At 69.6% G+C, this 23435-nt stretch carries 19 protein-coding genes and 3 pseudogenes; 11 read left to right on the top strand and 11 right to left on the bottom strand.

Going from position 1 to position 23435, the window contains the following annotated elements; all coding sequences use genetic code 11:
- The 6 genes and pseudogenes from ABTZ94_RS23980 to ABTZ94_RS23955 all read right to left on the bottom strand — a co-directional run.
- Window positions 1-535 (bottom strand): annotated as a pseudogene (locus ABTZ94_RS23980) (hypothetical protein); the annotation flags it as partial.
- Window positions 536-539: 4 nt separating this feature from the next.
- On the bottom strand, window positions 540-698 hold the full coding sequence (locus tag ABTZ94_RS23975; protein ID WP_003966147.1) for a DUF6760 family protein: 159 nt from the start codon (window positions 696-698) through the stop codon (window positions 540-542).
- On the bottom strand, window positions 695-1189 hold the full coding sequence (locus ABTZ94_RS23970) for a hypothetical protein (RefSeq protein ID WP_351203220.1): 495 nt from the start codon (window positions 1187-1189) through the stop codon (window positions 695-697). Before ABTZ94_RS23970 ends, ABTZ94_RS23975 begins: the two co-directional genes overlap by 4 nt.
- Entirely contained in the window at window positions 1186-1626 is a 441-nt protein-coding gene (locus ABTZ94_RS23965) for a phage tail protein (protein WP_351203218.1), read from the bottom strand. Before ABTZ94_RS23965 ends, ABTZ94_RS23970 begins: the two co-directional genes overlap by 4 nt.
- Window positions 1627-1665: 39 nt before the next feature.
- Window positions 1666-3195: a phage tail sheath family protein gene (locus ABTZ94_RS23960; RefSeq protein ID WP_351203216.1), complete on the bottom strand. Its 1530-nt coding sequence runs from the start codon at window positions 3193-3195 to the stop codon at window positions 1666-1668.
- 839 nt (window positions 3196-4034) lie between these two features.
- Window positions 4035-5339, bottom strand: coding sequence for a COG1470 family protein (locus ABTZ94_RS23955; protein WP_351203222.1), 1305 nt, complete (start codon window positions 5337-5339; stop codon window positions 4035-4037).
- A gap of 226 nt (window positions 5340-5565) precedes the next feature.
- Here ABTZ94_RS23955 and ABTZ94_RS23950 point away from each other — a divergent pair, with 226 nt between their 5' ends.
- The 5 genes from ABTZ94_RS23950 to ABTZ94_RS23925 all read left to right on the top strand — a co-directional run bounded on the left by ABTZ94_RS23950 (window position 5566) and on the right by ABTZ94_RS23925 (window position 13427).
- On the top strand, window positions 5566-6291 hold the full coding sequence (locus tag ABTZ94_RS23950; protein WP_351203214.1) for a helix-turn-helix transcriptional regulator: 726 nt from the start codon (window positions 5566-5568) through the stop codon (window positions 6289-6291).
- A 204-nt stretch (window positions 6292-6495) separates the two neighbouring features.
- Window positions 6496-9666, top strand: a complete 3171-nt coding sequence (locus ABTZ94_RS23945; protein ID WP_351203212.1) for a hypothetical protein — start codon at window positions 6496-6498, stop codon at window positions 9664-9666.
- On the top strand, window positions 9663-10367 hold the full coding sequence (locus ABTZ94_RS23940; RefSeq protein WP_351203210.1) for a Pvc16 family protein: 705 nt from the start codon (window positions 9663-9665) through the stop codon (window positions 10365-10367). Before ABTZ94_RS23945 ends, ABTZ94_RS23940 begins: the two co-directional genes overlap by 4 nt.
- On the top strand, window positions 10364-12496 hold the full coding sequence (locus ABTZ94_RS23935; RefSeq protein WP_351203208.1) for an AAA family ATPase: 2133 nt from the start codon (window positions 10364-10366) through the stop codon (window positions 12494-12496). The genes ABTZ94_RS23940 and ABTZ94_RS23935 overlap by 4 nt, the downstream gene beginning before the upstream one ends.
- A gap of 526 nt (window positions 12497-13022) precedes the next feature.
- Window positions 13023-13427: a RidA family protein gene (locus ABTZ94_RS23925; RefSeq protein WP_351203206.1), complete on the top strand. Its 405-nt coding sequence runs from the start codon at window positions 13023-13025 to the stop codon at window positions 13425-13427.
- Between the two features lie 475 nt (window positions 13428-13902).
- On the opposite strand, the gene ABTZ94_RS23920 is transcribed toward ABTZ94_RS23925, so the two are convergent.
- The 4 genes and pseudogenes from ABTZ94_RS23920 to ABTZ94_RS23905 form a co-directional block, all read right to left on the bottom strand.
- Window positions 13903-14475 (bottom strand): TOPRIM nucleotidyl transferase/hydrolase domain-containing protein, encoded by a 573-nt coding sequence (locus tag ABTZ94_RS23920; RefSeq protein ID WP_351203204.1) that lies wholly within the window; start codon window positions 14473-14475, stop codon window positions 13903-13905.
- A 257-nt stretch (window positions 14476-14732) separates the two neighbouring features.
- Window positions 14733-15254: a DUF3592 domain-containing protein gene (locus tag ABTZ94_RS23915; protein ID WP_351203202.1), complete on the bottom strand. Its 522-nt coding sequence runs from the start codon at window positions 15252-15254 to the stop codon at window positions 14733-14735.
- Between the two features lie 280 nt (window positions 15255-15534).
- Window positions 15535-15855: pseudogene (locus tag ABTZ94_RS23910) on the bottom strand (ATP dependent DNA ligase); the annotation flags it as partial.
- 13 nt (window positions 15856-15868) lie between these two features.
- Entirely contained in the window at window positions 15869-16180 is a 312-nt protein-coding gene (locus ABTZ94_RS23905) for an NUDIX hydrolase (RefSeq protein WP_502967297.1), read from the bottom strand.
- 662 nt (window positions 16181-16842) lie between these two features.
- Here ABTZ94_RS23905 and ABTZ94_RS23895 point away from each other — a divergent pair.
- From ABTZ94_RS23895 to ABTZ94_RS23885, 3 genes are all read left to right on the top strand, one after another.
- The gene (locus tag ABTZ94_RS23895) at window positions 16843-17298 is read left to right on the top strand and encodes an RlpA-like double-psi beta-barrel domain-containing protein (RefSeq protein WP_351203198.1); all 456 of its coding nucleotides are present in this window, start codon (window positions 16843-16845) and stop codon (window positions 17296-17298) included.
- An 11-nt stretch (window positions 17299-17309) separates the two neighbouring features.
- Window positions 17310-17873 carry a cell wall protein gene (locus ABTZ94_RS23890; protein ID WP_351203196.1) on the top strand — a complete coding sequence of 188 codons (564 nt, stop codon included), beginning with the start codon at window positions 17310-17312 and terminating at the stop codon, window positions 17871-17873.
- Window positions 17874-17955: 82 nt separating this feature from the next.
- Window positions 17956-18321: a hypothetical protein gene (locus tag ABTZ94_RS23885; protein WP_351203194.1), complete on the top strand. Its 366-nt coding sequence runs from the start codon at window positions 17956-17958 to the stop codon at window positions 18319-18321.
- A 200-nt stretch (window positions 18322-18521) separates the two neighbouring features.
- On the opposite strand, the gene ABTZ94_RS23880 is transcribed toward ABTZ94_RS23885, so the two are convergent.
- Window positions 18522-18995 (bottom strand): hypothetical protein, encoded by a 474-nt coding sequence (locus tag ABTZ94_RS23880; protein ID WP_351203192.1) that lies wholly within the window; start codon window positions 18993-18995, stop codon window positions 18522-18524.
- A 346-nt stretch (window positions 18996-19341) separates the two neighbouring features.
- On the opposite strand from ABTZ94_RS23880, the pseudogene ABTZ94_RS23875 reads away from it, so the two are divergent.
- The 3 genes and pseudogenes from ABTZ94_RS23875 to ABTZ94_RS23865 form a co-directional block, all read left to right on the top strand.
- Window positions 19342-19500, top strand: a pseudogene (locus ABTZ94_RS23875) (ISL3 family transposase); the annotation flags it as partial.
- 706 nt (window positions 19501-20206) lie between these two features.
- Window positions 20207-21316 carry a radical SAM protein gene (locus ABTZ94_RS23870; protein ID WP_351203190.1) on the top strand — a complete coding sequence of 370 codons (1110 nt, stop codon included), beginning with the start codon at window positions 20207-20209 and terminating at the stop codon, window positions 21314-21316.
- A 149-nt stretch (window positions 21317-21465) separates the two neighbouring features.
- Entirely contained in the window at window positions 21466-22467 is a 1002-nt protein-coding gene (locus tag ABTZ94_RS23865; protein WP_351203188.1) for an alpha/beta hydrolase, read from the top strand.
- Window positions 22468-23435 lie beyond the last annotated feature (968 nt).

Raw genomic sequence — 23435 nt, 5'->3', positions numbered from 1 at the left:
GACTAGGCGGACATCGCGTCATCCGATATTCAGAGTTTTGTGACTGTAGTTCTGACGTGTGCTCTTCGGATCTACCGGTCGCTCCCCGGCCGACCGAGCCGCCCGCCGCGGGCGGCAGGTCCGCGGCGGGTTCGGCGCTCCCGTCCGCACCGGGCCGGGCGGCGCGCAGGAGCAGCGGTCCACCGGCGGACACCGCATGCGCGCCCGCGGGGCGGGTGACCCCGCGAATGAGGCCCACCGGCGCGGACGGCATCACGGCATGGCCGAGTTCGCCGCCGAACGCGACGTTCTGCCACGAGGCGAGGCCGGACCTGAACCGCAGCCCGTCACTCACCCCGATCGAGGACCGGGCAACGGTCACCGCCGGCGGCGCTACCTGCCGCCAGCCGCCGTCCCAGTCGCCGTCCCGCCGATCGGTCCGGCCGGTGCCCGAGTCGGTCCCGGTCGCCGGTCCGGCACCGGCTTCGTCCCCGCCCCGGGAGGGGGCGTCGGACCGCATCCGGTCCGCTCGGCGGAACCAGTTGCCGAACCCCATACGATCACCCGCCTTCGTTGACGCGGGTGTTGATCCGCGCTATCTCCCGGACCCACTGCTGACGCTCGCCGTGGGTGAGGTCGAGAATGTCCTCACGCTGCCAATGGAAGTGGTAGGCGACGTACGCGATCTCCTCCCGCAAGCGGGGAAGCGCGTACGTCACGATTCCCCCAGGCGCCCACCCGAGAGGTCCACCTCGAACGAGCCGTGGCACAACGGACACGTCACCGCGGCGTGCGTGTGGCCCTCGCTGTTGATCCGCCGGTAGAAGTCCTGCAGGAACGCCACGTCGGTGGCGTACATCCGCTCGACCACCCCGGCGTGCACATCGGTGATGGTGCCGAGCCGGGTGATCACCTGACTCAGCAGCACCACGCTCAGGTACGCCGGGTTCTCCTTCACCCGCAGGTCGATCTGCGGGCGCAGCTCGTCCCGTGCCGTCGCGAGCCGCATCGAGCCCTGCCGGTGCACCTGGCCCTCGTCGTCGACGTAACCGCGCGGCAGCTCGAACTCGAACTCCGTCCGCAGGTCCTGGCTTTCCCGTGCCCGCGCCGCAGGCGGCGCGGAGGCCTCCTCGCGTGTGGCGGACGGGGCGGGCGCGAGGGTGTCGAGGACTTCGTCGAGCCCGCCCGACGTAACGGTCCTGCGCCTCATTCGACCACGATCTCCTCGAAGGTGATGGTGACCGTCTCGGTGGCCGCGCTGGACTCGCCGGCCTTCAGCGACGGGCCTTCCCACTTGCTGGCCCAGCCCTGCATCAGCTGGATGCGCCGGACCGTGTCGCCCTTCGAGTCCTTGATCTCGATGGTGAGGTTCTGGCGCGCGGTGTCGACGGCCCCCTTGTTGAGGGTCTCCTTGATCCAGTTGGTGAACTCGCTGCTTTTGTCGATGCCGCGGGTGATCGTCACCTCACCCGCCTGGCGGGCGCCGGGCTGTTTGCGGATGATCTGCTTGCCCTCGGCGGTCACCTGACGGACCTCGACGACTTCCTCCTCGACGGTCAGACCGCTGACCTCCTGGATCGACTCGACGAGATAGCCGCCGAGCTGCACGCCGAAGACGTGGGTGGAAAGAGCGTCGCCCTCTGCCATGACTCTGTGTCACCTGTTCCGTTTGCGGACCCTGCCGGGTCACTCGTTGACGAGGCTGGTGCTGTCGGAGAACTGCGCGAGGCGGAAGATCACGAACTCCGCGGGCTTCACCGGCGCCACGCCGATCTCGCACACGACCTGGCCGAGGTCGATCGACTCCTGCGGATTGTTGTCGCGGTCGCACTTGACGTAGAACGCTTCCTCGGCCGTGCGGCCGAAGAGAGCGCCCCGGCGCCATTCCTCGGTGAGGAAGGCGGTCACGTTGCGCCGGATGCTCGACCACAGGCGGTCGTCGTTCGGCTCGAACACCACCCACTGGGTGCCCAGGAGGATCGACTCCTCCAGGTAGTTGAAGAGGCGGCGCACGTTGAGGTAGCGCCAGGCGGGGTCGGACGAGAGCGTACGGGCGCCCCAGATCCGGATGCCGCGGCCGGGGAAGGCGCGCACGCAGTTGACGCCGATCGGGTTCAGCAGGTCCTGCTCGCCCTTGCTGAGACGGATCTCCAGGTCCAGCGCGCCGCGGATGACCTCGTTGGCGGGGGCCTTGTGCACGCCGCGCTCGCCGTCGCTGCGCGCCCACACGCCGGCGACATGACCGCTCGGCGGCATCAGGGAGTTGCGGCCGGCCGCCGGGTCGAAGACGTTGATCCACGGGTAGTACACGGTCGCGTAGCGCGAATCGAATCCGGTGTCGTCGTTGCGCCAGGTACGGACCCGCTGTGCGTTCATGCCCGGAGGAGTGTCCAGCACGGCGACCCGGTCGCCCATCTGCTCGCAGTGCGAGATCAGCGCAAGCTGGACGGTCTTGACGCCCTCGGTGTCGATGTCCCCGCGCTGGTGGGCACTCATCAGGTCCGGAACGGCGACCATGGTGATCTCGTCGATCGCTTCGAGCCCCGCGAGCCCCGTGCGCTTTGACGCGTCCCCGACGAACTCGGCCGGGTCGATGCGCGCGGCGCCGGCCCCCGGGCCGGAAGCGGCGGGTGAGAGCGGGAGGATCTGGTTCTCGGGGCGGCTCTGGGCCGTGCCGGGCTGCTCGACGACCTCGACCAGCTTGGACTGGCGGGCCTGGGTGACCAGGTAGCCCTTGACGCTCTTGCGGGTGGAGACGTCGAAGGTCTCCACCACCTTGCCGGCCTGCCGCACCAGCAGCCGGAACCGTTCCTCCGGAGGGTTCTCCCCCTCAGCGTCGGCGACCTCCACCGAGAGGTCGCCACTCGTACCGGGCCGTGCGGACACCAGGAAGCCCCCGAGAGCGGCGGATGGAGCCGCCGCGGTGGCGGATCCGTCCGCCGAGTCCTGCGCGGGGCCGCCCACGCGCACGACGTAGACCGCGCCGCCGCCGTTGGCGAAGTATCCGTGGACCGCGAGCGTCAGGTACGTGTCGGGCGCATAGGTGCCGAAGGTCTGGACGTACTGGTCCCAGCTGGTCACCAACGTCGGCCGGTGGAAGGGGCCGGTCTCCGCGAAACCGACGAAGGCTGCGACCGCCGTGCCGACGCCCTCGATGGGCCGTGCTCCGGACTGCACCTCCTCCACGTATACACCGGGGGTGAGGTACGACGGCATGCTCGCTCCTTCGGGTGGTCATCCGATCGACGCCCAGTCTTGTCGGGCAGCCCCGGCGGGCAGTAGGCCTCAGAGTCCTGGACACGGGGCAAGGACGCTGCCTTTCCAGGCACCCGGGCGACGGGGAATTCTTCCCCGCGCGGACGTTCGCGGCAGGCCTCCCGAGGCCGGCCCGAAGCAATTCTTTTGGTTCATTCGGTGAACGTGAAATGAAATCGGGTTCCACGGAAGGCGTATGGCGGTTCGTCGGCGCGCTGGTCGCCGGAAATGCGGATGCCCGGACTCGGTGAATGAAGGCATGCGAGGCCGACCCCTGTTGGGGCTCCCGGAACCGCTCGTGAACGTCCGTGCCGACGGCCGTCCCGTCATCCCCGGCGGGCGCGTGAGCGCGGCTGCGGCACATCGTCGCGTTTGTCGATGGCGCCCCACGCGCCCCGATGCGGCCGCTCCTCCGTCGTGCCATGCGCCGTCCTGCGACGCCCGCCGCCTCCACGGCCGGCGGGACAGCCCGTGGTAGGAGCCCGGTTGAGGGGCGATCACTATCGGCCAGAATGAGCCGCGCGCGATCCCACCGGCCGGCCCCTCGCGGTCGCAGGAGCCCGGCGGACCGCACCGGCGCTCGCGCGATGCCCTGCCCGGAAGGTGGCGGGAGGGGCGGCGGTCATGCGAACACCGGACGTTCTTCGCCCGCCGCCGGTTTCGCGGGGCGCCGAGGGTTCGCATCACCGGGGCGTGCGCGGAAAGGGTTTCGCCAACGACCGGCAAGCCGGGTTTCCCCGGGTAGGAATTTCTGCTGTTCTCGTCCCGCACGGCGGAAGTGGGAGGCCCGGCGCTTTGTTCTACGGTGCGAGATCGCTCAGTATGCCGCTGACATTGAGTACCTGGTGGCATCCGGATGCTTGCGTTCCGGTAGCTGGAGTGCCCGGTTTGTCGCATGTCACGGAAGCGGTGACCGCAGCGTTCTCCGGAATCTGGATGGGGGTGACCCAGTGATAGTCCTGGTTGCGGAAGGTCTCCAGGGCGATGGTGGTGACCTTCCGGTTCCCGAACGTGATGGTCAGCACCCCTTCGTCGCCCTGGAAGTTCGCCACCACGATGTCCGTGACGCCGAACACCTTCCCCCTGGGCACCCGGTACGTCCCCTTCTTCTCGGCCCCGGCCCCGGTCTGCACGTCGATCGTCTCCGATATCTGCTGGTTGCCGCCGGAGCCCGTGCCCGTCGTCGAGCCGGAACCGCCCGAGCCGGAGCCGCCGGGCCCGGGGGACTGGCCGGGACCGGTCCCCTGACCGCCGTCCTGCCCCTGACCGCCGGCCGGACCGCCCGAGCCGCCGCCCGAAGTCGCGCCCTGCTGACCGTTGTCCGGCCTCTCCTTCTCCGCGGCCTCGGTCACCGCCTGTTTCGCGGTACTCCGCACTGCGGGCCGGACCAGCGCGAACCACGCGAGCAGCAGTGCGAGCAGCGCGGCCAGCACGATCAGCAACCACTTGGGCAGTACCGGCAGTTGCGCGAACTCGCCGGACAGCGTCTCCGGCCGGCGGGGCTGCTCGCCCTCGGCCGCCCGTTCGGCTCTCTCGGCGGCCTCGACCTCGAACGGCCAGGTGGCCGGCTTGCCGAACCAGATCAGCTTCCGGGCCCGCACCCGCAGGCCCATCTCGGCGGACTCGCCCGGTTCCAGGCGCCGTTGGCCCGGAGAGAAGGCCAGACGGAGTTCCTCCCCGGCCTGCGTTCCGGTGAGCGCGACGTCGACCGGGGTGTTCCCCCTGTTCTGCACCGAGGTCCGGAACCGGGCGCCCAGCCAGCCGCGGCGCCGACGGGGATCCAGCTGGGCCCGGAGCTCATGGAAGGGCTCGACGACCACCGCAGCCTCGGGGACCGCTACCGACTCGGGACGCTCCGCGGGCAGGACGCGTACCCCCAGGGGCGTCTCGCCGGCCCGGACCTCGGGGGAGCGGGGCGGCGCGAGCCGCACGGTCACCACCTCGGAAGTGCCCGGATAGAGCGAGACACGCGCCGGCTCCACGGTGCTCCACGCGGCGCAGTCGCCGACCACTTCGAGCGTGTAGGCCTCGACGATGTCACCGTCGTTGCGCACGGTCAGGGCCGTCGTCGCCTCGGCGCCGGGCGACACCGTCACCGTGGACATTTCGAATTCGGCAGATGTGGTCACGATGCGACGTTAAGCCGCGGACACGGGGGCACAGCAGAGATGCGAGGGCAACAAACGGGCAGGGCTTGTGCCCCGGCGGCCGGGCGGCACGGTGTCCCCGAGCCCCTTTCCCGCGCCAGGTCCCCCTGACGGAACCCGGCGTGAACGGGAAGGCAACCGGCATATCGATTAGTAACACCTGAGGGAAGACGAGCACAGAACGATGACGACGACAGACGTGAAGAACGAAGCGGCGGCGCACGGGCAGTTCCGCAGGCCCACTCCTTCGGAACGCTCCGCCCAGCGCAGCGCGAGGAAGGCCCCGTCGGGCAGAGTCTCCGTAGCGGTGTACGCGGAGGATCTGATCCTTCGGACCGGCGTGATCCACCAGTTACGCCCGCGTCCCGAGATAGAACTGACAGCGGAGTCCGAGGCCGACCGGGCCCAGGTCTCCTTAGTGGTGGTGGACATGGTGGACGAGCCCACCGTCCGGCTCCTGTCCCGTCTCCAACGCAACACCGCGACCCGCACCGGACTTGTTGTCGGCTTCTTCGAAGCGGGCGCGCTCCAGACCCTGATCGAGTGCGGTGTGGCCGCCGTGCTCAGGCGCGGGGAGGCCGACCAGGACCGTCTCGTCCACCTGGTGACGGCGATAGCCAACGGCGAAGGCGTACTCCCGGGCGATCTGCTCGGAAAGCTCCTCGACCACGTCAGCAGCCTCCAGCGCGCGGTCCTCGACCCCCGGGGGCTCTCGTTCTCCACCCTCACGGCACGGGAGGCGGAGATGATCCGGCTGGTGTCCGAAGGCTTCGGCACGGCGGAGATCGCGCAGAAGACCTCGTACTCCGAACGCACCGTCAAGAACGTGCTGCACGAGATGGCGACGCGGCTCGAACTGCGCAACCGGGCGCACGCCGTCGGCTACGCCATGCGGCACGGACTCATCTGAGTCCCGCTTCGTGCTCCCGTGCGGACGGCGTGCCGACGCCGCCGCAGGGGAGCACGCCGGTGTTCTGGGAGAGGGGAGCCGGAGAGGCGGACGCAAAGGGCAGCGGCTCCTTCCCCCAATCCGGGTAATCGGGGCCTGTTCCCGGCCCCGGGCGAGCGGGATGCTGGTGAGGGGAGCGTCATCAACCAGACTGTGAGGTGGGCCGTGACCGGCACTGCTGGCCCGGCGAGGCAAACCCGGCTGCACCGACTGGCGGGCGCGGTGGTGCTGTTGGCACCGCTTCTTGTGGCGGGCTCCGCATCCGCGCCGCAGGGTGCGCCGAGACTCGCCGCCGCGGCGGACGAGGCCCCGGTCGACGCCGGGCGCATCACCTACGCCGGGACCGAGCACCGCAGCCTCGGCCGGGCCACCCATACGTCCACCACCGAGCCGCTGTTCGGGACGGGACCGGCCCACTACGACCAGGACCCGTTCGTGCGCGGCGACTTGATGGTCTTCACCAGCCTGCGCGACAGTGCACGGCCGCAGGTGTACGTGCGCGAGGCGGACGGAGCGGTACGCAAGCTCACCAGCGACCGGGACGCCGCGCACCCCGAACTCTCCCCGGACGGACGGACCGTGGTGTTCGACTCCGCAGAGCAGGGGCCGGACGGCTTGGTTCAGCGCGAGCTGTGGACCGTCGGCGTCGACGGTGCCGGCCTGCGGCGGCTGACAGACACTCGCAACAACGAGACCTCCCCGACCTTCTCCCCGGACGGCACGCGCATCGCGTACTCCTGCGACTCCGGCCCCGGGAGTACTGGGCTCATCTACGAACGGGCCGTGTCCGGCGGCTCGGCAAGGGCCATCAACGAAGAGGCCGGTGACGCGACCGAACCGGCGTGGAACCCGGTGGACGACGACGCCCACCGCGCCCAGGTCGCGTACACCCTCACCGCGAAGGCCGGCGCGCAGCCGCAGCTGAGGGTGACCGACGGCCGCCCCGGCACCGACCGCCCGCTGCTCGCCGGTGCCCATGTCACCTGGCGCGCCCGCTCGGCCGCCTGGCTGGCGGACGGGAAGGGCCTGCTCTTCCTCGGCCCCGGAGCCCCCTGCGGGTGCGAATACGACCGTGTCTACCGGACGACCGCCTTCGACCCGACCGAGCCGACGATTGCACTCGACGAGGACCGCGCGCTCGAATCGCCCACCTGGACCGGCCCCTTGGACACCGGGGCCGTCATTGTGACCCGGCGAACGCCGCGCGAGGCGGTCGACGTGACGCTCCAGGACGTCCGGCAGGACGGTTCCGACCCGCGGGACCTCGGGCTTCTCATCCTGCGGGAGGACCCCGACGCCGCTACCAACACCGACCCCGACAAGGACCCGCTGTTCAACCCGCAGGCCCCGTACGATCCGTGGACCGAGCGGCAGAGCTACACACCGGACGGCCGCCGCATCGTCGTGACCCGCTTCGAGGGTCCCAAAGACGCACGCTTCGAGCAGATCTGGCTGGCCGACGCCGACGGCACCCACGAGAAGGCGATGCCGCTCGCCGGACGCGGTCCCCGTGACTGGGACACCGACCCCGCGTTCTCGCCGGACGGCACCAAACTGGCGTTCACCAGAACCTCGCCCGGTGGGGTCGGCGAGAAAGCGGGATCGAGCAGCATCCTCATCGCGGACGTCGCCACGGGCGGGATCACCGGCAAGGTCGATCCCCCGGCGGGGCAGTTGGCGGGGCAGGACGCGCAGCCGGCCTGGTCGCCGGACGGCACCACCCTCGCCTTCACCCGCAACCATGTGATCCGGGGTCTGGGCGGCATCAAGCACATCTGGACCGTGCCGGTGGCCGCGCTCGACCAGCAGCGGGACCTCAGCGCCACGATCTGCCCGGGTGAGTGCAAGAAGATGGACGACAGCCCCGCCTTCTCCCCCGACGGCACCACCATCGCCTTCAACCGGAAGGACGGCGGCAACGACCAGGGCAGCGGGCGCGGCGGAATCGTGGTCACCTCGCTGAACGGTGACGAGTGCCGGGTGGTGCTCCCGTCCGCCCAGCGCGACAACCCCGACGCCTGCCACCAGGACTTCCCGGACACCTCACCGACCGGCCCCTTCCAGCCCCGTGACGTGGCCTGGTCGCCGGACGGCGGGCGGCTGGTGATGAGTTCGCGCCGGGCGTCCGGACCGGGCTCCCCGGAGCAGCTGTCCGTGCTGGACCTCTCCTCCGGCACCCTGACGCCGTTCGGCGAGCGGCTGACCGGACGTCAGAAGGAGCCGGCCTTCCAGCAGTCGGTCGACCTGTCGCTGACCGCGCCGTCCACCGGACCCGCGGTGGAGGTCGGTTCCTCCGCTTCGGTGACGGTCACCGTCACCAACCGGGGCCCCGCGCACTCGCCCGGCACCACGTTCACCGTCGACCCGCCGTCCGGCGTGCGCCTGGACGGGATCACCACCCCGACCGGGTCCTGCTCCACCGGGTCGCCGCAGTGCGACCTGGGCGTGCTCCGGCCCGGGGAGAGCGTGGACGTCACCGTCCGGCTGACCGGGGTGACCACGGGGGATCAGCGGATCGGCTGGTCGGTCACCGGCGCCGTACTGGACCCGAACCCCACGGACAACGCCACCGGGACCGTCGTCCCGGTCCGGGACGCGCCGGCGCCCACCCCCACCCCGACCCCCACGACCTCGCCGCCCCGGCCCCCGACCTCGCCGCCCCGGCCCCCGGCCCCCCTGCCGCCCGAGCCCGAGGCGGGACCCGGCGTCGTCGTGCGGGCCCAGCCCAGCCCCGGCTTCGTCGGCGGCCGGGTGGTGGTGACGTACACCGTGCGCAACGGACGGAACGCCCTCGCCACCGGCCTGCGGCTGAAGCTCGGCCTGCCCGCACGCATCCCGGCGGGCCCGCTTCCGGCGGGCTGCACGGCCAGGGTGTGCACGCTGCCCGACCTGGCTCCGGGAGCCTCCACGGTGGTCCGGGTCGTGCTCGCGCCCGACCGGGCACTGAGGACGACCATCACCGGCACGCTGACCACGACCGGTACCGACGCCGACACCCGCGACAACGTCGCCAGGACCCCGCTGCGCATTCTCCAGCCCCGCATCGTCGCGGTGCCCGCTGTCGGCAAACCGGGGTTCGTCACCTCCGTACGGGGCAAGGACTTCCCGCCGGGGGCCCCGGTGAGGCTCACCTGGAAACCGGGGATCACGGCGACCGCACCGCCCACCGTCCCGCGCGCGGACCGTACGTTCATCGCGCAGCTGCTGATCCTGGTGAAGGACCGGACGGGACCGCGCACCATCACCGCCACGGGACCCGGGTTCAGCCCGGTCACCACACCCTTCCTGGTGGTCGGCGGCACCATCGTCCCGCCGGACGAGGTGGGGCGCCGGTGATCCACGAAGTCGACGAGGCACTGCGGCTGTTGCTGGTCGAAGCGGGTCTCCAGGAGAGCGGTGTCGACCTGGTCTTCGACGCGCCGACGAAGGACTGGTCCGCCCGGCGCAACGCACCCACGGTCAGCGTCTTCCTGCACGGCATCCGCGAGGACGCGACCCGGCGCCGCACCGGCACCACCGAGGAGCACGACGACCGGGGAATGGTGGCCGGCCGGCGGACCCCGCCGCGCTGGTTCGAGCTGACCTACCTGGTGACCGCCTGGACCAACCGTCCGCAGGACGAACACCGGCTGCTCTCCGAGGTGTTGCGCTGCCTCGTACGGTCGGACGTGCTGCCCGCCCGGACGCTCACCGGCAGCCTCGCCGAACTGGGGCTGACCGTCGAGATCGAGGCGGCGGGCTCGGGCACCGACCGGCAGTCCACCGCCGACGTGTGGTCCGCGCTCGGCGGCGAGCTCAAGGCCGCGATCGACCTGCGGGTGCGGGCACCGCTGGCAGGCGAACGGACGTCCGCCGGCCCGCCGGTCACCGAAGGGCTGGTGGTGCGGGCCGCGCCCGCACGGGACGGCGACGGGGCGGGCCCGGGGCGCCGGCTGCGCTACGACGGGGCGTCCGATCCCGGTGAGCAGGGCTTCGCCGCGGAACGCGAACGGCAACTGCCGCCCGGTCGGCGCAGGCGCGGGAGTGCGGCTCGATGACCACGGCACAGGACACCCGGACCGCCCGCGAACTGCCCGGCGCCCCGACGGCCGTCGAGGAACTCTGGGAGCGGTTGATCCACGTCGAGCAGCGGGTCAGGAACGCCGTCGCGGTCCGGCGGGCCGTCGACCCGCAACCGGACGATCCCTACCGGGGGCAGTACCTCACCCCCGAGGGGGCCGAACGGATCCTGGCGGCCCGCGACGCGTTCGGGCCCGTGCCGGAGTACGCGTCCGAGCCCTCGCCGCATCCGCGGTCCGGGATCCGGATCCGCCGGCTCGCCGAGGACTTCGGTCTGACACCGCTCGACGTCGACCTGCTGATGGTCGCGATGGCGCCGGACATCGACATCCGGTTCGAGCGGCTCTACGGCTACCTCAACGACGACCTCAACCGGCGCAGGCCGACCATCGGCCTGGCACTCGAACTCTGCGGGCTGCCCGCCGCGAGCACCGGCCGCTTCCGGTTCTCGCCGTCCGCCCCGCTGGTCGCGGGCGGACTGCTGACGGTCCTGGAGGCCGACCGTCCGCTGCTCTCACGCGTGCTGTGGGTACCGGACCGGGTCACCGCCCACCTGCTCGGCGACGACGAACCCGACGGGAGGCTGCGCGGACTGGTCCGGGTGGCCGGTGCCGAGGACGAGCCGGACCCGGAGCCCGAGGCACTGCGGGTCGCGGCGGCGCTGGGCACGGGCAGCGGCCTGGTGCATCTGCTGGACCGGGGAGGCGACCCCGGCGGACTTGCCGTGCGGGCGCTGCTCGCCGCGGGACGGCGCCCGCTGCTGGTCGACGTCGTGGCGCTCGTCGGCGCCCCGCAACCGGCGGAGCTCGTCCGGACCCTGGCGGCCGAGGCCCGGCTGAGCGGAGGCGGTGTCGTCCTCGGGCCGGTCGAAGGGCTCGCGCCCGAGCGCCCCGAGGGAGCCGGACTGCTCGGCAGCCTCTGCGCGGCGATCAGCGGCACGCCGCTGATCGCGTACGGGAAGAAGGAATGGGACCCCCGCTGGAGCAGGGAGAGCCCCGTTCCGGTCCGTGTCCTGCCCGCCGGTCCCGCAGGCGCGGCACGGCAGTGGAGCCGGGCGCTCGCCGGGGCCGCCACTGCGGTCGGGCTGTCTCCTGAGAACGTGCGGGCAGCCGAGGAACTCGCGGCGGCCGTCACGTCCTACCGACTCGACTCCGAGCAGCTGCGCAGGGCCGCGACCGTCGCCTCCCGGCTGGCGGTCGCGCAGGAGCGTCCGGTGGACCCGCAGGACCTGCGCGGGGCGGTCCGGGCCCAGAACGGCGCGGGGCTCGAACGGCTCGCCCGCCGCATCGAGCCGACCGTGGGCTGGGACGACCTCGTCCTGCCCGCTGCGACCCGCCGGCAGCTGTCCGAACTCGCCCTGCGCGCACGCCACCGCGAGCAGGTGCTCGGCCAGTGGCGGATGCGGCCCGGCGGAGGCCGGGGGCGAGGGGTCATCGCGTTGTTCGCCGGCGAGTCGGGCACCGGGAAGACCATGTCCGCCGAAGTGGTGGCCTCGGAGCTCGGCATGGACCTCTACGTCGTGGACCTGTCCATCGTGGTGGACAAGTACATCGGCGAGACCGAGAAGAACCTCGAAAGAATCTTCGTCGAGGCGGCGGACGTCAACGGCATCCTGCTGTTCGACGAGGCGGACGCCATCTTCGGGAAGCGCTCGCAGGTCAAGGACGCTCAGGACCGCCACGCCAATGTGGAGTCGGCCTATCTGCTGCAGCGGATCGAATCCTTCGACGGGATCGCGGTGCTCACCACCAACTTGCGGGCCAATCTCGACGAGGCTTTCACCCGCCGCCTCGACGTGATCGCGGAGTTCCCCATGCCGGACGCCCAGCAGCGACTGGCCCTGTGGGACCGCTCCCTCGGGACAGCGATCCCGCGCGACGCAGACCTCGACCTGGAATTCTGCGCGCGACGCTTCGAGCTGGCGGGAGGATCGATCCGCGCCTGCGCGGTGACCGCCGCTTATCAGGCGGCGGAATCGGGGGGACCGCTCGGTATGGAGCAGATCGTCTCGGCTGTGCTCCAGGAGTACCGCAAACTCGGCCGGCTGGTCATGGAGAGCGAGTTCGGCCCTTGGCTGGACCGTGCGCAGGGACGCGGCGGGGGATAGGCCCTCCGGATGAGGTCCGTTGCCTTCGCGGCGGCCGGGTCCGCGGTGGTGGTGCGGTGCTTCCTGCGCAGCCACAGCCCCGCGATCCCGGTCCGGCGCACGAGGCGGGCGACGCGCTTGTGATTGATCCGCCCGCCCGTCCTCGCAGAGCTCAGCGATGATCCTCGGGACGCCGTAGGTGCCGTCCCAGGCGCGGTGGATCGTGCGAGTGCGTCGCGGAGCTGCGCGGCATTCCAGACCTGCGGGGCGTGCTCAAAGACGTCGGTCATGGGCCCAGAGTGCCGGACCAGGCTGCGTTGCTGGTGGAGACACGGCTGTGCCCCTCCCTGAGCGGGGCACACCCGCGAGGACCACCAGGCCGGTCAGGCGGGACAGTGCCCCGGCGCCCAACGACGTGCTCGCCTCCGTGCGAGTCGCTCCTCGTCAACTACGGAGCCACGGCCGTCTCTCAGGGAGACGGACGGATCCCTCCCCACCTGCCTCGATCCCGATGGAATAGGCAGGGCGGTGCGATGTTGAAACAGACATGACGACCGATCAGCGCACGATCACCAACCCAGCCGTCCTCCATGACCCGACACCCTTTGGCTACAGCCATGTTGTCTCGGCGCCCGGCGAACCCGTCTTCATCGGCGGCCAGTACGCCTCCGACGCCACCGGTGCCCCTGTGCCCGGTGATTTCGCGACCCAGGTGGACCTGGCGTTCGACCGGCTGCGGTCGGCGCTGGAGGGGGCCGGCCTTGGATACGAGCACGTGGTCCGCCTCGGTACCTTCATCGTCGACCACGACCTCGACAAGCTGGAGATCCTCGGCAAGGCGCTACACGCCCATTTTGGCGAAAGGCTGCCGGCCCAGACACTGAGCGGCGTGGCCTCGCTCGCGCTGCCGGGGATGCTGTTCGAGGTTGATGCGGTGGCGGTACGGCCGTAGCGGATCAACCGCGTGCAGCATCAGCCCGATCCCGCGAGGGTTGGCCCGGCCGCAGCGACTCGCGGTAGTGGGAGGCACCTTCAACGACGGCCGGCCCCGCCTGGGGCGGGGCCGGCCGTTGCGTTGGTGGAGAGGCAGTCGCCCCGCAGTCGCTGTTCACCCGGGCGAAGAGGAACGGCGCGATCTTACAAACTCGCCTCGCTCGACCCACTCCGAACGCGCAACCGCACCCCGGTCACTTTGGGGATGCCGATCAATCCCGGACAAGCACGATGAAGCCCGCAATCGTCAATCGCCGAGTGCCAGGGCGGGCACGCGTTTCACTCAAGCTGAGCAGCCAAGCGTCCAGCCTGCCGCTCCGCGGTGCGTGGCGGATTTCTCGGATGCCTCTGACCCTCGTCGAACGTCAAAAGGAAAAGCCACACGAGGGAGAGGAGCCGCCGACACTCCGCCAATCGCACAGATTCGGCCGCGGTCAGGTCGAACTGATCCAAGAAGGACACGACGTCAAGAGGCTGGTCACGGGCTGTTCCCGCTGTGCCGGCTGGCCCTGGAAAGTGCGGAAGGGGCGCATCTCGCCCTGGGCCTCGATCACCTGCTGCACGCCCTCGGCCCCGACAGCGCGGATCAGCTCGTCCTCCAGGTCGGCGACGCACACATGGAACCCGAGTGTCTCCAGTTCGGCGTGCATGAGACCGGACCCGAGCCCGACCCGCTCAAGGTGACGCCGGAAATGCCGCTCCTCGCCGATGTCGCAGAGACCGGCCAGCGGGAGGCCGAGCCCTGGAGGACCGCACACATCCAGGAAACGTCCGATGCTCGTCGCACCTCCGAGCGGTACCACCGCGACGCCCTCTGCACCGAGGTCGCGGCCGTAGCGCGTGGCCAGCGCTTCGAGCGCGACCTGATCACTGCTCCCCTCGACGAGCACGATCGTCCGCACACCGCCTCCGGCCAGCTCCCGCGCCACCGAGGCGGCCGCACCCGCCTCCGCTCCGCAGGCCGCCCACGCGACCAGCGCCAGGCGGAATCGCCTCAACTCGTCCATGAGACCTCGCTTCCCGACGCCATCCTGGCACGGCCGAGATCCCGTACGCACACACGTTTTCCGGGGCGATGACTCAAGAAAACGGAGGAGGTGCGGCTTCGAGTGAATGGTCAGGTTCGAGTGATCTGGTCCGAGGATGACGCACTTGCCGGGGGCGAGGCGATGCGAGCCCTGACAGAAGGCCGGCCGCACCCGAGGCCCAGCTTCCACTGCCCGGAGTTCCGCAGGGTGGTGTCGACGCGGGCAGGACGGCACCGTCATCCCACCGCCGACCGTTTCCGCACCGCCCGCCGAATGTCGCGGAGACCTTCCCAGCCGAGCCTGAGTACCAGTAGCGGCATGAGGATCATGAGCGCGAGCCCGACGAAGGCCAGCATGCCGTACATCATCTTGTTGCTTGTCACGGAGTGGGTGCTCGCCGTCTCGGGATGCCCCGACTCGTAGCGGACGCGGATCGTGTCGCCGACGTCCGCATCGCCGCCTTCCCAGAACTGGTAGGGCGTCCCGGCGGCCGTGGTGAAACGAACTTCGATCCTCTCGAAGCGGCTTCCCTGGGGCCCGGTCACCTTGTCCTTCGCCAGGACGACCCCGTCGACCGACCGTTCATGCGCGGCGACTGCGGAGGCCTCGTTCAGCCCGTCGAGTCCTTTACGGACGAACCCGTACCCGAGGACGACGAATAACGTCATACCAGTCGTCACGGCCACCACGCCCGCGACCTTCCCGGCGACGCGCGCCCACGCACCGAACCGGCGAAGCCACTGCCGCGCGCTCACCATCTCCCACCCGTTCCATGGGCCACGGCCCCTCCTACCGGACTTGGCACTGGGCGGCCTCTGCCGCGTGCTTCCCTGAGGTGTACTCCCCGTCGTACCGAGCTCTATCCGGGAAATCTTGTGCTCCCTGCGACCGGCTGTCTCACATGGCCTTGTCCCTCGCGTGCGAATCGGAGAACGTCAGGTGAGACAGCGGCAAGATCCCCGTGAGACGGGACATACGGGCCTGGCGCCGTCGCGCACCGGGCAGGCTTTGTGACGTGCCGGGACGGCTGTTGGCCTGTCACGTGATGCCGTCCGGCGCCAGGTCGGGGCGCAGCCGGTGCCAGGAGGGGTGTCGTAGCAGTCCTGTCAGGGTTCAGGTCGCGTAGCGGACCTCGCCGGCCAGACGGGGCAGCACCCATCGTGCTCCGGTCACTGCGGGCACCGTGTCGAATGGGCAGTGGTCGGCTGTGGCAGCTTGAAGCAGGCCGGCGAGTACGGTGTGTTCTCTGTCGCTCCACCCGGTGCCGAGGCTGCCCGCGTGCCGCAGACCACCGTCCTGCTGTCGCTCGCCGACGAGGACTGCGCCGGGCAGGTCGGTGAGCCGGCCGCGGCCGGGCATGCGGGCTGGCTCCTCAGAGCCCGAGCAGCAGTGGCTTGGCTGGAACACCAGAGGTGATCAATGCAGTGAGAGCAGTCGCAAGGTCGCGAGGCGAGAACAGATCCGGACCGTCATAACTGGCGACTTCGCGCGGGTGCCACCACTTCAGACTGCTGATGTTCTCTGCGGCGAGTTCGTCGTCGGACAGCGTCCCGCGTGGATTGAACCTGGCGGTGCGTACGAGGAAATAGTCGTTAATGACGCCGTCGTAGCCCGCGGCATGCCGAGGGGCCACGACTTCCTGGTGCCACACGTGCGGCGGATCGCTCCTGACCGCGAGGCCCACTTCCTCCCGCAGCTCGCGACGCAGTGCGGCAAGCGGGCGTCTCGTCCTGCTCGATCCCTCCACCGGGAGCTGCCCACACCACCGTTCCCACCGGCTCTGGAATCGCGAACCGGCAGAGAAGGATGCAGTCGTCCTCACTGAGGATGATCGCGCGGACTGAATGACGCAGGTTCACGGATGGGATCCAGACACGCTAACGGCCCGGGCACCTTGCGGTCGGGTTACTTCGGCGCCGGAACAAGTACGGGCGCGGCCGCAGCCCTGCCGGGCAGCCGCCGGACTCCCCGGCCGGGGCGGTCGTCTCGGGCGGCGGTACCGTACCCCGATCCGGCCGGACCCCGCCCGCCGCCGAAGGCGAGACGGTGCTGGAACTCAACCGGCAGGCCGGGCACTGCTGCGCTGCGAAAGCCGACTGGCTGTGGTGCCCGGCGCCCCTCACCGGTTGAAGGAGCCTGGTGCTCTCGGGAGTTGGCGTGCCGCGCGGTCAACCTCGCCCCATCGATCGATGCGGAGCGAGGTGCTCGACCACACGGAACGCGGCCGTCTATACAACGGGCTTGTCTACGCGCATCATTGAGTTGCTTCGCACGAACAACCATCCTCGGCTGGAACGTGGGCGTCCCCCTTGCTGCAAGGGGTCGGCGGCTGGTTCCAGAATTGTCATGTCTACGTCAATCTCCGAGAAAGGCAACATGATGGCTTGCGGATCAACCAGCCTGTGGGCCGGCGAAACCAGCTGGTTCTGCTGCGGCAACGCCTGGGGGCCATGCTCCAGTGCCGGCGGCGGCGCCTGCGGCAACTGCCAGTCCAGCGCACACCACGGCGCGTGGCCCAACGCCTCACAGGCGTGCTGGAACATCACCCGGCCCGATCTCTGTGGCGAGAACATACCCAGACGCGGCTGCGGCGCGGTGATGAACGTCAAGCACCAGTGCTCGGGCGCGACGGTGTGCATCACGATCAACGACTGCGGCCCGCGCACCAAGGAATGGTGCGGCGAGGCGACTTGCTGCAATGGCACGTGCCGCACCAACCGCGTCCTCGACCTGACCCCGGCCGCCTTCTCGGCGATCGGCAATCTGAGCTCGGGCAAGCTGCCGGTCTACATCTACGAGTGAGGAGCACCGGCATGACCGTACGACACGACCGGGCCGACGGGATGCGCCGCCGGCGCTTCCTCACCAACGCCGTCCTCGGCGGCGCGACCATCATCGGCGCGACCGCGCTCGGCGGCCTCGACGCCGAGGCCGCTTTCGCCGTGGAACCCTCGCTCGACCCCGCGATAGCCAAGTCCACTTTTGTGGAGGGCCGCATCACGGGCATTACCGGCAGCATCCTGGAGGTGGCCGGATCCAACGGCGGTCACTCCCGGGTGCAGATGACCAACGTAACCAGCGTGTGGAAAGTGCGCGCCACCACGGCCGAAGTGATCGACGTCGGCGACGGGCTCTACGCACGCGGCGTCAAGATGCCCGACGGCACCGTGGCCGCCGACGCGGTCTGGGTGAACATCGTGAATCTGGACACGCAGATTCGAGGTATCGCGAAGAACCGACTGCACCTCGCCCACGGGCAGCACGAACTGGTCGGCCATGTCGCCCCGGACGCCAGCGCCTCCTACGCCGGCCGCGCACTGACGTCCGACCTGTCCCGGCTGCGCATCGGGCAGAGCGCCCAGGTCCTCGGTGCCTGACGGCCGTCCGACAACTCGGTGGACGTCGTCCGCATCTCCGTCGGGCACTGATGCAGGCCCAAGGACACAGAGAGAGGAAGAGATGCTGTCACTGACAACGAGCCTCGTCCCGCTGGTCCTCGCAGGCCTGCTCGGGTGGACCGGAGCGGTCAAGGTGTTCAGCCGGGGCACTGCACAGCAGGCGCCGAAGACGGCGCTGGCCCGCATGCTGCGCAGCAGTGAGCGGGCCACGACGATGCTGCGCGCGACCGGCGCAGGTGAACTCCTGATCGCCGCAGGTCTGCTGGCGGTCCCTGCGAACCCGGTGCCGGGGGCCGCCACCGCGGTCCTAGGGGCGGGCTTCCTCGGGCCGAGGAAGTCCTCCCGCTCCTCGTCGGTGGGGCCTCGGCCGGCAGCCTGCAGGCCTTGGCGTAGCCGGGTGCAGGTATCCGCCCACTTGTTTTGGTGATCGGCGGCTTATCATCTCCGCGTCTGTCGGGGCCACAGTCCTGAATGGGATGCTGCACGCGGCGCGCGCGTCGTCCGTCACGCAACGTCAGTCGTTCTGCCACGAGAAGTTCGCTGTATCTGCGGGAGCGGCGAACGATATTGGGAGAAGGCAGGGCCCGGACGACTGGTCCGGGCCCTTGTCGTATACGGGAACGTTGCTCAGTCGCCGGTGTTGGTGGCCCAAACGGGCTGGTTGGCGTTGTTGTAGACGACGACGTTGCCGTCGTCCTGGACGGCGAGGTATCGGCCCTTGTGCCAGGTTCCGGCGGCCCAGATGGCCTGGCCGGCCCTGTTGTAGATGACGAAGTTGCCGTCCTCCTGCATGACGAGGTGGTCGGCGTTGGGGTAGACGTTCGGGGCCTGCCAGGCGGGACGGTTGTCCTTGTAGACGACGACGTTGCCATCGCTCTGAACACGCAGGATGGTACGGCCGTTGCCGGAGGTCCATGCCTGGTTCCGGCCGAGGGTGGCGCGCGGGTAGAAATGGGAGTCGCTCCGCAGGGCCTCTCGGGGCTGCGTGCTCTGGATGGTACGGCTGCTCTCCATGGCGTCAGCGGCAGGAATGGCGGCCAGGATGGGCAGGGCTGCGAGGGTGAGCGCGGGAAGGCCGCGCCACACGAGGTTCTTGATCACAACCCCGGATTTACGCAGTCCGCATATGTCTGCGACAGCTTCTGAGCCACGAACTCACCCGTACGGTCCAGCGATTTCATCGCCGAAACGACACTGCTTACGCCGACCGTGTCGCCGTCGCCCCCGAACACGCCTGGGACCCCCCCGAGCTCGGGGCCCGTACGCCCTTCGCCGGACCGGTTCGGCGGTCACGGTTGTCCGGCACGGCTCCGGCCACAGCATTGGTCACAGTCCGACGGCGTGGTTGTGGCCGATGCCGAGGATCCGTCCACCGCGGGACTGTAAAATGTTCGGTCCTGGCTCACATTCGGTGGTAGCGAAGCGTGACTTGGCTCGTTGACGTCGCGTGCGAGATGTCAACGAGCTTGTGGATACGGTGTTTTCCGGTCTGGGCCCCCTGACTGTCGAAGATGTGGTCGACGAGGGCGAGCGGATCTGGGTGCGGGCACGGACGCCCGAGGGCCCGGCTGCATGTCCGGGCTGCGGTGCTGAGACGACCCGGGTACCGTCTCGCCGCCACCCCGGCCCATGCCCGCGCCGAGGTGCTGACGCTCACCGCTGGACCAAGATTTCTTTCGTGGTAAAGTACCGGCATGCTCATCGAGGTTGACAGACCGTAGCCGCCGGGCGTCGTCGACGCCATCGGCCTGTGCCACTGACTCCGGTCCGCAACGGCCAGGATGTGGATTACGCGCACGGTACACACTTCCGCGCTTTGAAGTGCATACCCTGGCACGCCTTTGCCCAGCGCGTCTCACATTCCTTTTTGCCTCCTGCCGGTACCCCGAATCAGCCTCCCCTCGTGGCGCGTTCGCAGCATGCACTGACTCCTTTCAGCGACGTAGAAATTTTTTCAAGCCGTGATCCCTCCGGTCCGGAATCGGACCGGCCATGGCTGACGTCGTTCGAGGAATGCAATGTGCAGTCCGTCCTGTGCGGTTCCGTCCTGCGCGGTTCCGTCTTGTGCGGGTCCGTCCTGCGTTCCCGTCGTCATGCGTCGGACGGCGCCCATTCCCTTCGAGGACTGTCTCTCGTCAGCACCACGCCTGTTCCGCCGGGAGAGAGATCACGTGGAAGATTGTGAGCATTACCTTATGACGCACCAGCACCATGCGAACACATCGAGTGACCGGGCTCGACGGTCCCGTGTCGCACTCGCCAACCCTCCCCCCGGTACCCGACTCGCGCGCATCCGGGAGCATCTCGAATCGATGGGCGCACCCGATTTCCGCTATCGGCAGTTCGTGAGCGCCCTTCGCCGCGCGGAAGCCGAGACCTTCGACACCGTTCGCGAGTTGCCCGCCAAACTCAGGGCGGGACTGACCGAGAAGTTCGGGCCGCGCATACTTCCCATCGTGCCGGTCGCCCGCCAATCAGAGGACCAGGTCGAAAAGGTCGTCTTCGAGTCGGATCCGGGAACCCGTTTCGAGACCGTTCTCTCCCGCTACAGGGCCGGATGGACTTCTCTCTGTATCTCGTCACAGGCCGGATGCGGACTGGGCTGCACTTTCTGCGCCACGGCCGCCGTCGGCCTCGCCAGGAACCTGACGGCCGACGAGATCTACGCGCAGGTCATGCATCCGCATTGGCGGCTTCCGGACAGATCCCTGCCGGAGAGCGTGGCGTTCATGGGCATGGGCGAGGCACTGGCCAACCCGCATGTGTTCGATGCACTGTGCCTGCTTTCGGGAACCGGTTACGGGGAACTATCGCAACGCCGTATCACCGTTTCCACTGTGGGCTTCGCGCCCAATCTGTCCAGGCTCACCAAGGAATACCCACAGGTCACGATCACGCTGTCCGTGCATTCACCGTTCACGGACGAACGTGCGCAACTGATTCCGCTGGAGAGGAGATTCCCCCTCACCGAGAACCTGGCGATTCTGGATGAGCACGCGGGCACGGCACGCCGCAAGATCTACCTCGCGTATCTGCTGATCGCCGGCGTCAACGACACCGAAGACCACCTGCATCAGCTTGCCCGACTCGTGGCGTCGCGATCCCGGCCGGAACTTTTCCACGTGAGCGTGATCCGCTACAACCAGGCCCTGGGAGCACATCCCGCCTACCAGGCGCCCTCGAAGACACATGTCAGTCAGTTTGTCGCAGGCTTGCGCGAACGTGGCATCCACGCCACCAGACGACGCCAGCTCGGCTCCTCCATCGATGCCGCCTGCGGCCAACTGCACGCCCGTTACGCCGCCTCCGCCCCTCCCGGCGGCCCCCTCACCGTTCTTCCGCCGATGAGTCCCACCGAGGACCGACTGCTGCAGATCGGACGGCCGGGCCGGTCAGAGTCTCGTCGGACGGCAACCGGCTGAAGCGCGGAACGGGGCATCGGTACGACGACCGGAGGCGCGCGCCTCCGTCCCGGCGTCGGCCGTCCGCATCACACACAGCACAACGGCCGCCGGTGGTCCATGCCCCGCCCCGGCGCCCGTGATACTCGCCCCGCAGTCCTGGAGGACGTATGAACAACCATCGTGACCAAAATCAGCACACGGTCCCGCCCGTGCCCTTCGACCCGGAACTGCACCCCACCCTGGAGAAACTGGGACCCCCGCACGAGAACGCGCCCGCGTCGGCCGACCAGATTCCCCGATGGCGCACGCACCTCGCGACAGCGGACCCGACACTCGACGAGCTGCGCGACCGGGGCAGGTTCGAAATCCACGAACGACTGGTGCCCGGCCCGGCCGGGGCGCCGGACGTGTCACTGCTCGTCGCACGGCCCGCCGGATTGTACGAAGGTGCACCGGTCATTTACCACATGCACGGCGGAGGCCTGATCAGCGGAACCAGCCGGACCGGGATGGAGACGATATTGCGGGAGTGGGCCGAACCTCTCGAACTCGTCGTCGTCTCCGTCGACTACCGACTGGCCCCGGAGTTCCCGTACCCGGCGTCGATCGAGGACTGTTACGCCGGGCTGGTGTGGATCTCCCGCCATGCCGCAGCCCTCGGCGGGGATCCGCAGCGCATCGTCATCGTGGGTGGTAGCGCAGGCGGGGGTCTTGCCGCTGCACTCGCGCTGATGGCACGGGACCGTCAAGGTCCCCGGCTCATAGGTCAGCTGATGATGTGTCCGATGCTCGACGACCACAACGACAGCCTTTCCGCCCACCAGATGGCGGGCCGCGGAGTATGGGATCGGCACGCCAACGATCTGGGCTGGGCCTCTCTCCTCGGTGAGGCCAGGGGGAGCGCACACGTCTCCGTGTACGCCGCTGCGGCCCGCGCGGCGGACCTCTCGGGGCTGCCCCCCGCCTATGTCGACGTCGGTGCCGCGGAGACCTTCCGCGACGAGAACGTCCTGTACGCGACGCGTATCTGGCAAGCGGGCGGTGACGCCGAACTGCACGTCTGGGCCGGCGGATTCCACGGCTTCGATCAACTGGCACCTCACACCAACATCGCAAGGGATGCCCGTCACGCCCGGTTCCGCTGGCTGTGCCGCCTTCTGAGCCGCTGACGGCACGGTGTACGGGCGAGCCGCACGGGCCCGCCCGTAGGTGCCCCAGGGGACCAGTCCGGGGCCGGATCGGCCCCCCGGCGGGTCGGTTCTTTTGTTGTGTGGGTGCTGGCGTGGGCCTGGCCGGTGTGTTTTCCGGGGGGACGGCGGGCCGGGGATGGTGCCTCTATGTCACTCGTCAAGCCTGAGCTGCCGGATTTCAGGTGCTTGCGTCGCCTGCAACACCCGCTTCGACCACGGCGTCCAGTGCGTCGAAGAGTGCGGGCACTCGGCAGTGGTCGACGACGTAATGCACACAGCCGGATGCCGGGACTTCTCCGGAGGGTCAACGTTGATCGGGAGGGCGGCGGGGACTTGGGATGGTCGACAGGGGCTGCTGCCTGTGGCCTGCTGGCCGCTTGGTGGCGGCGGTGCGGGAGCTGTCGGGGGTGATCGATGGACGTCATGGCGGAACCCGGTGAGGATTTTCGGAGTTCGCCCCGGCTCCTCCGGGGGCGCCGCGTGTCCGCCTTCGACTGCGGCCAGCCGTGCGCCCTGCATGCCGTCCGTTGGTTCCACAAGAGCTCCGGTGCCACAAAACCGGTCCCCTGCGGCGGCGACGAGCAAGGTGGGGGCGGTGGCGGGGGAGAGGTCGTCGCGGTCGTCGATGCCCAGGGTGAGCGCGAGCTGCGCGGCAGTGCTGGGGGAGGGTGCCGTGAGCCGGCCGGTCAGCCTGCGTCTGCCACCGCTCGGGCGGACGGGATGGGGCGAGGGAGCCCCGAGGCCGTATCGACGGGGTGGCCGCCCGGTTGGCACACCTTTCCCGCGGCGGGTCCGACAAGCGTGGGCAGGCACCCGGCTTTCGGTGCACCGCCCGCGGGACGAGCGGACGTGTTAGAGCCTGTCGGGTGGCCGGTTGGTTACGCTGCGATGAGGTCCTCGACGGTGCGGGCTCGTGCGGTCTTGCGGTGGGATTCATGGCTCCACCG

It is taken from the genome of Streptomyces sp. NPDC002785 (genome assembly GCF_040295565.1).
Taxonomy (GTDB): domain Bacteria; phylum Actinomycetota; class Actinomycetes; order Streptomycetales; family Streptomycetaceae; genus Streptomyces.
This window is presented reverse-complemented; position numbering and strand designations above follow the sequence as displayed.